This window comes from Streptomyces sp. UH6 (genome assembly GCF_013421635.1).
Lineage (GTDB): Bacteria > Actinomycetota > Actinomycetes > Streptomycetales > Streptomycetaceae > Streptomyces > Streptomyces abyssomicinicus.
In genome coordinates this window covers 1-11,949 of sequence record NZ_JACADT010000075.1, presented here as the reverse complement: position 1 = coordinate 11,949, position 11,949 = coordinate 1, and the positions used below count along the sequence as shown (strand labels likewise).

Here is an 11,949-nt window from a genome sequence, read left to right as displayed (position 1 = left end):
CTGGTGATGACCGCGGGCGGAGTGACCGCCGCGGTCCAGCTCGCGGCGCCGGCCGGCGCCGCGACACTGCCCGCGGTGGACACGAAGTACCAGCTCGTCGTCACCAGGTCCGGCAAGTGCGTCGACGTCCCCGGCGCCTCCACCGCCAGTGGCGCCAAGCTCCAGCAGTGGGGCTGCACCGACAACTCCCCCTGGCAGCAGTTCACTCTCAGGTCCGCCGGGACGGGTGTCTACACACTCGTCGGCGTCAACAGCGGCCAGTGCGTCGACGTCCCCTCCGGCAGCACCGTCAGCGGAACCCAGGTCCAGCAGTGGGGCTGCGGAGCCGGCCAGACCAACCAGCAGTGGCGCCTCACCCCCAGCGGGACCGGCACCTACCAGATCATCAACGTCAAGTCCGGCCTCTGCCTCTCCGACGCCCTCGCCTCCACCACCAACGGCACCCCCGTCATCCAGGAGACCTGCACCCACAACACCAACAAGCAGTGGACCTTCAAGCCGGTCGCAGGCTCCGGCGGCGGCTCCGGCACGCCGAACACGGTGGCGGCCGACGGCACCGGCGCGTACCGGACGGTCCAGGCGGCGATCGACGCGGTGCCGAAGGGCAACACCGAACCGGTGACGATCACCATCAAGCCCGGCACCTACCGGGAGAAGGTCACCGTCCCGGCCGACAAGCCGTTCGTCACCCTGCGGGGCAACGGCGACTCCCCGGACGACGTCGTGATCATCGGCAACCGCAACGCCGGGAGCTACGGAACGTCCGGCAGCGCCACCGTGGTGGCTCTCGGCCACGACTTCGCCGCCGACCGGCTGACGATGGCCAACGACTTCGACGAGAACTCCTCCGACACCGGCGACCAGGCACTGGCCCTCTACCTGGACGCGGACCGGGCCCTCCTGGACGACGTCCGGCTCCTCGGCGACCAGGACACCTTCCTGGTCAACAACAACGCCCGCGCCTACGTCAGCGACTCCTACGTCGAGGGCACCGTCGACTTCGTCTACGGAGGCGGCATCGCCGTCTTCGACCGCTGCCGCATCCACGAGAAGCGCAGCACGGGCGGCCCGATCACCGCCGCCAGCACCCCCGCCGACCGCGCCTACGGTTTCCTCTTCCATCGCTCGACGATCACCGGGGCCAACACCGGCAGGACCCAGCTCGGCCGGCCCTGGCGGCAGAACGCGCAGGTCGTGGTCCGCGAGTCCACCCTGTCGAACACGGTCGCCACCGCACAGCCGTGGACCGACATGTCCGACGCCACCTGGCAGAACGCGCGCTTCTTCGAATACGCCAACACCGGTCCCGGCGCCACCGTCAACGGCAACCGCCCTCAGCTGACGGCCGCCCAGGCCGCCTCCTACACCCCGCAGAAGTACCTGGCGGGCACCGACGGCTGGAACCCGGTCGGCTGACCCGGGACCGGCCGAGCCCCACCCCCACGCACCCGCTCCACACCCACGAGAAGGAAGACGGACATGAGCCGACGCAGTACCCCTGACTCCCCGCCCGCCCGCCACCGCCACCGCCGCCGTCCCGGCAAGGCCGCCACCACGGTCTCCGCCCTGGCGGTGGTGGCCGGCGGAGTGGTCGGCGCGGTCACCCCGACGGACAGCGCCCAGGCCGCGGAGCTCCCCGCCGTGGATGTCAAGTACCAGCTCGTCGTCACCAAGTCGGGCAAGTGCATCGACGTTCCCGGAGCGTCCAGGGCGAGCCAGACCAAGCTCCAGCAGTGGGGCTGCACCGACAACTCCCCCTGGCAGCAGTTCACCCTGAAGTCCGCCGGCAGCGGCGTCCACACCCTCGTCGGCGTCGACAGCGGCCTGTGCGTCGACGTGCCCTCCCGCTCCACCGTCAGCGGCGTCCAGGTGCAGCAGTACGAGTGCGGCGCGGGCAGGACCAACCAGCAGTGGCGACTCGTGGCCTCGGGATCCGGCACCTGGCAGATCATCAACGTGAACTCCGGGCTGTGCCTCTCCGACGAGCTCGCCTCGACCACCAACGGGACTCCGATCATCCAGGAGACCTGCACGGCCAACACCAACAAGCAGTGGGCGTTCAAGCCGGTGGGGGGCGGCAGCGGCCGGTCCTGGTCGAACACCGCGGACGGCTTCGCCTCCACCGGCGGCGGCACCACGGGCGGCGCGGCCGGAGCCACGGTCACCGTGAAGACCTACGCCGACCTGGTCCGGTACGCGACGGCGAGCGAGCCCTACACCATCAAGGTGGCCGGGGCGATCACCGTCGCCCCGTACGGCCACGAGATCCCCGTGAAGTCGAACAAGACGCTGATCGGCGTCGGCACCTCCGGGGAGATCGTCAACGGCGGCTTCTTCCTCGGCGCCGGTACCCGCAACGTCATCATCCGCAACCTCACCATCCGCGACACCCGCATGGCCGAGGACGACCCGGACGACAAGGACTTCGACTACGACGGCATCCAGATGGACACCGCCGACCACATCTGGATCGACCACAACCGCATCGAGCGGATGAACGACGGCCTGATCGACAGCCGCAAGGACACCAGCTACCTGACCGTCTCCTGGAACGACCTGGGTGAGGTCAACAAGGCCTTCGGCATCGGCTGGACCGAGAACACCACGGCCCGCATGACGGTCCACCACAACTGGATCCACGACACCAACCAGCGCAACCCCAGCATCGACAACGTGGCGCTGGCCCACCTCTACAACAACTACCTGCAGAACATCACCTCGTACGGAAACCTCTCGCGCGGCCGGTCCAGGACCGTCATCGAGAACAGCTACTACGAGAACGTCGCCAACCCGTACTACCCCGACACCTCGGCCGCGTCCCTGTCGCAGACGGGCTCCGTGGTCGTCAACTCCACCGGCAAGCAGCAGACCGGCGGCACCACCTTCGACCCGCGCAGCCACTACAGCTACTCCCTGGACGCCGCGAAGGACGTCCCGGCGCTGCTGCGCCAGTACACCGGCCCGCAGAGCACCATCGGGCAGTGAGTGACGGCCGGGCCCCCGGTGCACGGGGGCCCCGGTTCATGAGGCCCCCGGCCCGGGAGTCGCCGCTCGACACCGGCGAGGGGACGGCGCGGCGGCCGACCGGGCCCGTGAAGGAGATGTTGCATGTTCTTGTCAACGCTTCCCGGGGCTTACGCCGGTGGGGGGCCGGGGCTTAGCGTGCGGGCGCACCCCCCACGTCGCGTCGGTACGAGACCCGGAGAATCCCCTCTTGAATCCCTTCACCCGCCTCCTCGGGCACGGCCGCCGGGGCAGATCCCGCTCCGTGGCCGTCCTGCTGACCGCCGGCGCGCTGCTGGCCGGCACGCTCACCGGGGCCACCGGCGCCGTGGCCACCTCCGACCCCTGGCCCGGCGCCTCGGACCCCTGCGTGGGCCAGTGCGGTGACATCCTCACCCCCGGCGAGAACGGCCACGCGACGCTGGCCGGAATCCTGCTGCATCGCAGCATCGGCACCCGGCCCGCGCACTCGGCCGACCAGATCGAGAAGTACGACGACCTTCTGCACAACTACTCCGGGCTGACCGACGACCAGCTCGCCGACTACTTCTCGGACGCCTCCCTCGGTGTCGCCGCCGACCAGGTGGAGTCCTCCTACAGCCCGCGTTCCGGCGTGACGATCACCCGGGACAAGGCCACCGGCACCCCGCACATCAAGGGCACGACCCGCTCCGACACCGAGTTCGGTGCCGGTTACGCGGCCGGCGAGGACCGGCTGTGGCTGATGGACATCCTGCGCCACGTGGGCCGCGCCCAGCTCTCGTCGTTCGCCGGCGGAGCGAGCGGCAACCGGGAACTGGAGCAGAGCCTGTGGGCGGTCGCCGCCTACGAGGAGTCGGACCTGCAGGACCAGCTGAACCGCATCAAGGGCTCCGGGGCGCGCGGCGCCCAGGCCGTGCAGGACATCACCGACTACGTCGCCGGCATCAACGCCTTCATCGACGACACGGTGGGCGACAACACCTATCCCGGCGAGTACGAACTCACCGGGCAGGGCAAGGACATCAAGGACTTCACCGCCACCGACGTGGTGGCGATCGCCTCCGTCATCGGCGCCATCTTCGGCAGCGGAGGCGGCGGCGAGGTGGAGAACGCGCTCGCCAAGCTGGCGTTGCAGAAGCAGTACGGCACCGCGGCGGGCGCTGCCGCCTACAAGGCCTGGCGCGCCCAGAACGACACCGAGGCCACCACCACGACCGGCGGCTCCTTCCCCTACGCGACCAGTCCCGACTCCCCGGTCGGCGTCGCCGCACCGGACCGCGGCTCGGTCAAGGCCTACCAGCACGTGAGCAACGGCACCGGCACCGGAGCGACGGCCACCGCCGGCACGCCGGCGGAGTCGTCCGTCTCCTCCTCGTCGGAGGGCGTCCTCCCGGGGGACCTGATCACCGCGAGGCGGGGCATGTCCAACGCCCTGGTGGTGTCCGGGGAGCACACCGCCTCCGGTCACCCGATCGCCGTGTTCGGGCCCCAGACCGGTTACTACGCACCGCAGTTGCTGATGGTGCAGGAGCTGGACGGCCCCGGTCTGCGCTCCCGCGGAGCCTCCTTCCCCGGCATCAGCTTCTACGTGGAGATCGGACGGGGCCTGGACTACGCCTGGAGCGCCACGTCGGCCAACCAGGACATCACCGACACGTTCGCCGTCGAGCTGTGCGAGCCGTCCGGCGCGACGCCGACCACCGCCTCGCAGTCCTATCTCCTGGACGGGACCTGCACGCCCTTCGAGAAGCTGACCGTGCACAACTCCTGGTCACCGACGACCGCGGACGGCACCGCGGCGGGCTCCTACGACCTGACCACACTGCGTTCGGCGTACGGACTGGTGACGCACACCGGCACCAGCGGAGGCACCCCGGTCGCCTACACGGCGCTGCGTTCGACCTACCACCACGAGCTGGACTCGGTGATCGGCTTCCAGAAGTTCAACGATCCCTCGGTGATCACCTCGGCCTCGGCGTTCCGGATCGCGGCCCAGGACATCGGGTACACGTTCAACTGGTTCTACGCGGACTCCCGGCACACCACGTACTACAACTCGGGCCACAACCCGGTGCGCGCCGCGGGCACCGACCCGGACCAGCCGATCTGGGCGCGCTCCTCCCACGAGTGGCGCAACTGGGACCCGTCGGACAACACCTCGGACGTGACCGCTCCCTCGGCGCACCCGCAGTCCGAGGACGAGGACTACTACATCAGCTGGAACAACAAGCAGGCCGACGACTACGCGGCGGGCTGGAGCAACGGCGCCGTGCACCGGGCCGACCTGCTGGACGGGCGGGTCTCCGCGCTGGTGGACACCGGCGGCGTCACCCGGGCCAAGCTGGTCCAGGCGATGGAGGACGCGGCGGTCACCGACCTGCGGGCCGAACAGGTGCTGCCCGAGCTCCTGGAGGTGCTCGACTCGGCGCAGGTGACCGACCCGGCGGCGTCCGCCGCCGTGTCCGAGCTGCGCGCCTGGGTGGCGGCCGGCTCGGAACGGCGCGAGGGGGCGAAGGGCGACGGCACGTACACGCACGCGAACGCCATCCGCATCCTGGACGCCTGGTGGCCGCTGCTGATCGAGGGCGTCTTCGAGGCGGACCTCGGCACCGAGGCCTACCGGGCCCTCACCGCCGTGGAGCCGATCAACGAGTCGCCGTCCGGCGGCCAGAACGGCTCCGGCGCCACCGGGACGGGCATCGCCGCCGGTCAGGCGCACAAGGGCTCCGCCTTCCAGCACGGCTGGTGGAGCTACCTCGACAAGGACCTGCGGTCCGTCCTCGGCCGCGGCGTGGCCTCGCCCCTGGACCGCACCTACTGCGGCAGCGGGACCGTCTCCTCCTGCCGCACCGTGCTGCTGGACACCCTGACCGCCGCCGCCGCCCAGCCGGCCGCCGCGGTCTACCCGGGTGACGACTCCTGCGACCCCGGTGACCAGGTCTGCGCGGACGCCATCGTGCACCGGGCGATGGGCGGCATCACCGCGCCGCGCATCGCCTGGCAGAACCGCCCCACCTACCAGCAGGTGGTGGAGTTCCCCGCCACCCGGGCGGACACCCTGACCAACCTGGCGCGCGGCGGCACCGCCACGGCCTCCGACCACCAGGACGCCATCGTCGTGTCCTACCCGCCGGGCAAGGCGATCGACGGCGACCTCGGCTCGCGCTGGGCGAGCAAAACCGTCTCCACCGCGTGGATCACGGTCGACCTGAAGGCGGTGCGCAGGGTCGGCCGGGTCTTCCTGGACTGGTCCGACCAGTACGCCGTGAAGTACCAGGTGCAGGTCTCCTCCGACAACGCCACCTGGTCCACCGTCCACACCACCACGGCCGGCAGCGGAGGCTCCGAGAACCGGTCCTTCAGTCCGGTCGACGCCCGCTACGTCCGCGTCAGCCTCCTCGTGCGCGGTACCGACAACCGGTACTCGCTCAACGAGATCGGTGTCTACAGCCAGTAGGCGCGTCTCCGCGGGTACGTGACGGAGGAGCGCGACGGACCCGCCCCCGCCGGCTGCCGGCGGGGGCGGGTCCGTCGTGTCCGGGTCACCGCTCTTCTGCGGTTCCTCCCCGACCCGCGGGGCCCGCGGGAGCGGGCGGGGCCGCGTCCTGCCCGGCGGCGTCGTCGAGGGCGCCGGTGAGTCTGGTCAGCAGGAGGCGCAGGGTGCGGGCGTCCTGGCGGTCGAAGCCGGTGGCGGCCGCGATGCGACGGGGGACGTGGCATGCCTGTTCGCGCAGGGCGAGTCCCTCGGCGGTGAGGTGGATGTGGACGGAGCGCTCGTCGGCGGCGGACCGGCGGCGGTGGACAAGTCCGGCCGCCTCGAGGCGCTTCAGGAGGGGCGAGAGGGTCCCGGAGTCCAGGCGCAGGCGCTCACCGAGGTGCTTGACGGGAGTGGTGCCGTCCTCCCACAGGACGAGCATGACCAGGTACTGGGGATAGGTGAGTCCGAGGTCCTTGAGGACGACGCGGTACAGGGCCGCGAAGGCGCGGGAGGCCGCGTTGAGGGAGAAGCAGATCTGGCTGTCCAGGAGAAGGGCCTCGTCGAGGCCCGTCTGACCCTGCTCGTCCACGCGGCCGGGGTGCGGGGTGTCCATGGGATCAGGGTAGCCCGCAGGTAGCCCGCCCACATTTTGATTGTGCACAATTGAATTGCGTGCTTAACTTGAGTCCGGCGGCGCCGGTCCGGCTCCGCCTCCACGCAGGGAGAAGAGGACTCGCATGGACGCGCTGTACACCGCCGTCGCCACCGCCACCCACGGGCGCGAGGGCCGCGCCGTGGCCTCCGACGGGAAGCTGGACGTCCAGCTCGCGCCCCCGCGCGAACTGGGCGGCAACGGTGAGGGAACCAACCCGGAGCAGCTCTTCGCCGCCGGTTACGCCGCCTGCTTCGCCAGCGCCCTCGGCGCCGTCGGGCGGCAGGCGAAGATCGACGTCTCCGACGCGGCCGTGACCGGCGAGGTGTCGATAGGCAAGGACGGTCCGGGGTTCGCCCTGGCCGTGACGCTCCGGATCGAGCTGCCGGAGTCCGTGGACGCCGAGACGGGACGCAAGCTGGTGGATCAGGCGCACCAGGTCTGCCCGTACTCCAACGCGACGCGCGGCAACATCCCGGTGGACCTCGTCATCGAGTGAGGTCCGGCCGCACCGGGACGGCCCCCGGTGCGGGGGACGCCTTCCTGGTGCGGGAGCGGCGGCGCGGTGCCACGATGGTCGGGCCGGGGCCGTGAGCGGCCGGTGAGGCCCGTCGCCGCGCTCCGGGCAGCGATCTCGAGGAACGGGTGCGTCGCATGGACAGGTCCGGGCTGGTCGCAGCGGTCACACGGAAGGCCGCCGAGGACGGTGAACTGACGTCCGAGCAGGTCGGCCGGGTGGTCGACGCGGTGTTCGGCACCGTCGACGGGGCGGGGGCGATCGCGGAGGCCCTGAAGGAGGGCCAGACCGTGACCCTGGACGCCTTCGGCAGTTTCCACCACCGGAACGGCGAGACGGGGCTGCGGCCGGGCAGGGCGCTCGACGAGTTCGTCAACGGCCAGGTCGGCTGAGGCGGTGGCCGGACGGGCCCCGGAGGACGGCAGCGGTCTCCCTCCGCACCGAAGGCGCCGCCCGGGCCCGGCGGCGGCGTGCCGGCTCCCCCGGGGGTTCCGCACCTGTGGGGACGGCGCGGAACCCCCGGGCGCGGATCAGCGCGCGGCGTAGGCGGCCAGGTGCTCCGCGGTGAGGGTGGACGCCTTGCCGACCAGGTCGGCGGGGGTCCCCTCGAAGACGACGCCGCCGCCCTCCCGGCCCGCGCCCGGGCCGAGGTCGATGATCCAGTCGGCGTGGGCCATGACCGCGAGGTGGTGTTCCACGACGACGACCGACTTGCCGGAGTCGACGAGCCGGTCGAGAAGGGTCAGCAGCTGCTCCACGTCGGCCAGGTGCAGGCCGGTGGTGGGTTCGTCGAGGACGTAGACGCCTCCCGGCTCGCCCATGTGGGTGGCCAGTTTGAGGCGCTGCCGCTCTCCGCCGGAGAGGGTCGTCAAGGGCTGGCCGAGGGTGAGGTAGCCCAGACCGACGTCGTCGAGCCGGGTGAGGACCCGGTGCGCGGCGGGCGTGCGGGCCTCGCCGTCCGCGAAGAAGTCCAGCGCCTCGGACACCGGCATGGCGAGGACCTCGCTGATGTCCCGGCCGCCCAGGCGGTATTCGAGGACGGCCGGCTGGAACCGCTTGCCCTCGCAGTCCTCGCACGGCGTGGCGACGCCCGCCATCATCGCCAGGTCGGTGTAGACCACGCCGGCCCCGTTGCAACCCGGGCAGGCGCCCTCGGAGTTGGCGCTGAACAGTGCGGGCTTGACGCCGTTGGCCTTGGCGAACGCCTTGCGGATCGGCTCGAGGAGGCCTGTGTAGGTGGCGGGGTTGCTGCGCCGTGAACCACGGATCGCGCCCTGGCCGACGGAGACCACCCCCACGTCGGCGCCGAGGGGCGTGCCGACCAGTGAGCCGTGGACGAGGGAGCTCTTGCCGGAGCCGGCGACGCCCGTGACGACGACCAGGACGCCGAGCGGGATGTCGACGTCGACGTCCCGCAGGTTGTGCGTCCCGGCCCCGCGGATCTCGAGCCGGCCGGTGGGGGTGCGCACCTCGTCCTTGACGGCGGTGCGGTCCTCCAGGTGGCGCCCGGTGACGGTGCCGGCCGCGCGCAGGCCTTCCACCGTGCCCTCGAAGCAGACGGTGCCGCCACCCGTGCCCGCGCCCGGGCCCAGGTCGACGACGTGGTCGGCGATCGCGATCGTCTGCGGCTTGTGCTCGACGACCAGGACGGTGTTGCCCTTGTCCCGCAGGCGCAGCAGGAGGTTGTTGACCCGCTGGATGTCGTGGGGGTGCAGGCCGACGGTGGGCTCGTCGAAGACGTAGGTGACGTCGGTGAGGCTGGAGCCGAGGTGGCGGATCATCTTCACGCGCTGGGCCTCGCCGCCCGACAGGCTGCCGGTGGGGCGCTCCAGGGCGAGGTAGCCGAGGCCGATCTCGACGAAGGAGTCGAGGACCCCGCGGAGGGAGGTGAGCAGGGGGGCCACGGCGGGCTCGTCGAGCTCGGCGGCCCACGCGGCGAGTTCGCCGATCTCCATGGCGCAGAGCTCGGCGATGTTCCGGCCGCGGATGCGGGAGGAGCGCGCGGTCTCGTTCAGACGGGTGCCGTCGCATTCGGGGCAGCTGACGAAGGTGACCGCGCGGTCCACGAACTCGCGGATGTGCGGCTGCATCGCGTCGCGGTCCTTGGAGAGGATCGACTTGCGGAGCTTGGGGATCAGGCCCTCGTAGGTGAGGTTGGTGCCTTCGACCTTGATCTTGACGGGTTCGTGGTGGAGGAAGTCCTCCATCTCCTTCTCGGTGAACTCGCGGATGGGTTTGTTCGGGTCGAGGAAGCCCGAGGCCGCGTAGATCCTGACCGTCCACCAGCTGTCGGACTTCCAGCCGGGGATGGTGAAGGCTCCCTCGGCGATCGACCTGGAGTCGTCGTAGAGCTGGGTGAGGTCGATGTCGGAGACGGTGCCGCGGCCCTCGCAGCGGGGGCACATGCCGCCGGAGCGGGAGAAGGTCTGCTTCACGGTCTTGCCGGCTCCCCGCTCGACGGTGATCGCGCCGGCGGCACGCACCGAGGGGGTGTTGAAGGAGAAGGCGCTCGGAGGGCCGATGTGGGGATCGCCGAGCCGGCTGAAGAGGATGCGCAGCAGGGCGTTGACGTCGGTGACCGTGCCGACGGTGGAGCGGGGGTCCGCGGCGATGCGCTCCTGGTCGACGACGATCGCGGTCGTCAGCCCTTCGAGGACGTCGACGTCGGGGCGGGCGAGGGTGGGCATGAAGCCCTGGACGAACGCGCTGTACGTCTCGTTGATCAGCCGCTGGGACTCCGCGGCGATGGTCTCGAAGACGAGGGAGCTCTTGCCGGAGCCGGAGACGCCGGTGAAGACCGTGAGGCTGCGTTTGGGGATGTCGACGCTGACGTCTCGGAGGTTGTTGACCCGGGCGCCGTGTACGCGGATCACGTCATGAGGGGCGGGGACCGGTGTCTGCGGTCCGTTCGGGGCCGGGGGTGCGGCTTTGCTCACGACAGGCTCCAGTGCGGGAGAGGGGCGGGTCGGTCCGGGTGTCCGGGGCGGCCGGGGGCGCGCACGCGGTGGTCGCCGGCAGGGCGGCGCCGGCCGCGTGCCCGCTCCCAGGCCGACCACGGGCAACAGTAGACGCCGCCACCGACAACGTCCCGGGTTCGCCCGCGCGTGATCCTGTCGCGGCCGGGGATGCGGTGGCCGTCCGGCCCGCGCCGCGGCATCCGCGCGGCCGCCCCGTCCCCGCGGAGAGGCACGCGTGTCCGTCGCGTCCCACAATGGAAGGAGGGAACCGACAGGACGAGAAGGTAAGTCCATGGTCACCAAGGAACACGTCTCCCCGGCCACGGCCGCGTACGCGCTCCAGCTGGAACAGGCGGGGCAGCGGTTCGCGGAGCGCACCGCGCGGCGGGAGGCGAACCGCCGCACCGTCGCCGACCGGGGTGTGCTGTACGCGGACGATCCCGAGCGGGTGCAGAAACGGCTGGCCCGGCTCAACGCGGACTGGTCGCTCGCCGGATCCGTCGAGCGCGTCCGCACGGATCCACGGAGCTCGGCGGGCGGCACGCTGCCGCTGGAGCCGGAGGAGTTCGGTGCGGACGTGCTCGGTCTGGAGCGTCTGATGGGGCGCAACGACCTCACGGAGGTGGCGTATCTGGAGGGGGGACAGCTGGCCGCCCGGTCCGTCGGCAGGATCACCGTGACCGGGACCTCGGGCCGCAGGCACCACGGCACCGGTTTCATGGTCTCCCCCTCGCTGCTGATCACCAACAACCACGTGCTGCGGGGCCAGGAGGAAGCGGGGCGGGCCGTCGTCGAGTTCAATCTCCAGGCCGGTCTCGACGGCACGCCGCTGGTTCCGGCGGCCTTCCCCCTCGATCCGCAGAGTTTCTTCGTCACGGACGCCGAGCTGGACTTCAGCGTGGTGGCCGTGACGGACGGCGGGGACCGGTCCGCGCCGCTCGAGCGGTTCCACTGGCTCCCGCTGGACGGTGCGCAGGGAAAGGCGATCGTCGGGGAGTTCGTGAACATCGTCCAGCACCCCGACGGCGAACCGAAGCAGCTGGCGCTGCGGGAGAACCAGATCGTCGACCTGCTCGACAGCTACGTCCACTACGTCACCGACACCGCGCGCGGTTCGTCCGGCTCGCCGGTCTTCAACGACCAGTGGGAGGTGGTCGCCCTGCACCACTCGGCCGTGCCGAGGACCGACAGCGAGGGACGGCCGCTCACCCTCGACGGCGCGCTCTGGCAGCCCTGGATGGGTGAGCACCGGCTGGCCTGGAAGGGCAACGAGGGGGTGCGCGTCAGCCGCATCCTCCAGGCGCTGAGCCGCGTCACGCTGAGCGGAACGCCGGCCCGGCTCCGGGACGAGATGCTGCGG

General features: G+C 71.3%; 8 protein-coding genes. 6 read left to right on the top strand and 2 right to left on the bottom strand.

What is annotated here, in order from left to right; translation table 11 throughout:
* The 3 genes from HW445_RS07375 to HW445_RS07365 form a co-directional block, all read left to right on the top strand.
* The coding region (locus tag HW445_RS07375; RefSeq protein WP_180220221.1) for a pectinesterase family protein at positions 1-1,416 on the top strand (1,416 nt) is incomplete at its 5' end.
* A 63-nt stretch (positions 1,417-1,479) separates the two neighbouring features.
* Positions 1,480-2,985, top strand: a complete 1,506-nt coding sequence (locus HW445_RS07370; RefSeq protein WP_180220220.1) for an RICIN domain-containing protein — start codon at positions 1,480-1,482, stop codon at positions 2,983-2,985.
* 229 nt (positions 2,986-3,214) lie between these two features.
* On the top strand, positions 3,215-6,442 hold the full coding sequence (locus HW445_RS07365) for a penicillin acylase family protein (RefSeq protein WP_180220219.1): 3,228 nt from the start codon (positions 3,215-3,217) through the stop codon (positions 6,440-6,442).
* Between the two features lie 85 nt (positions 6,443-6,527).
* Here the strand turns inward: HW445_RS07365 and HW445_RS07360 are convergent, their stop codons facing one another.
* A complete protein-coding gene (locus HW445_RS07360; protein ID WP_180220218.1) occupies positions 6,528-7,076 on the bottom strand; it encodes a MarR family winged helix-turn-helix transcriptional regulator in 549 nt (182 codons plus the stop codon).
* A gap of 124 nt (positions 7,077-7,200) precedes the next feature.
* On the opposite strand from HW445_RS07360, the gene HW445_RS07355 reads away from it, so the two are divergent.
* Together HW445_RS07355 and HW445_RS07350 are read left to right on the top strand one after the other, a co-directional pair.
* Positions 7,201-7,614 carry an organic hydroperoxide resistance protein gene (locus HW445_RS07355; RefSeq protein ID WP_180220217.1) on the top strand — a complete coding sequence of 138 codons (414 nt, stop codon included), beginning with the start codon at positions 7,201-7,203 and terminating at the stop codon, positions 7,612-7,614.
* 155 nt (positions 7,615-7,769) lie between these two features.
* Positions 7,770-8,024 (top strand): HU family DNA-binding protein, encoded by a 255-nt coding sequence (locus HW445_RS07350; RefSeq protein WP_180220216.1) that lies wholly within the window; start codon positions 7,770-7,772, stop codon positions 8,022-8,024.
* A 138-nt stretch (positions 8,025-8,162) separates the two neighbouring features.
* On the opposite strand, the gene HW445_RS07345 is transcribed toward HW445_RS07350, so the two are convergent.
* The gene (locus HW445_RS07345) at positions 8,163-10,568 is read right to left on the bottom strand and encodes an excinuclease ABC subunit UvrA (RefSeq protein WP_180220215.1); all 2,406 of its coding nucleotides are present in this window, start codon (positions 10,566-10,568) and stop codon (positions 8,163-8,165) included.
* Positions 10,569-10,881: 313 nt separating this feature from the next.
* Between HW445_RS07345 and HW445_RS07340 the strand changes: the two genes are divergently transcribed.
* Positions 10,882-11,949, top strand: a 1,068-nt coding sequence (locus tag HW445_RS07340; protein ID WP_180220214.1) for a serine protease, incomplete at its 3' end; no start/stop codon positions are given.

Coding starts and splice junctions, on each gene's coding strand:
- HW445_RS07360 (WP_180220218.1), bottom strand. CDS start 7,076: ATGGACACCCCGCACCCCGGCCGCGTGGACGAGCAGGGTCAGACGGGC.
- HW445_RS07370 (WP_180220220.1), top strand. CDS start 1,480: ATGAGCCGACGCAGTACCCCTGACTCCCCGCCCGCCCGCCACCGCCAC.
- HW445_RS07355 (WP_180220217.1), top strand. CDS start 7,201: ATGGACGCGCTGTACACCGCCGTCGCCACCGCCACCCACGGGCGCGAG.
- HW445_RS07350 (WP_180220216.1), top strand. CDS start 7,770: ATGGACAGGTCCGGGCTGGTCGCAGCGGTCACACGGAAGGCCGCCGAG.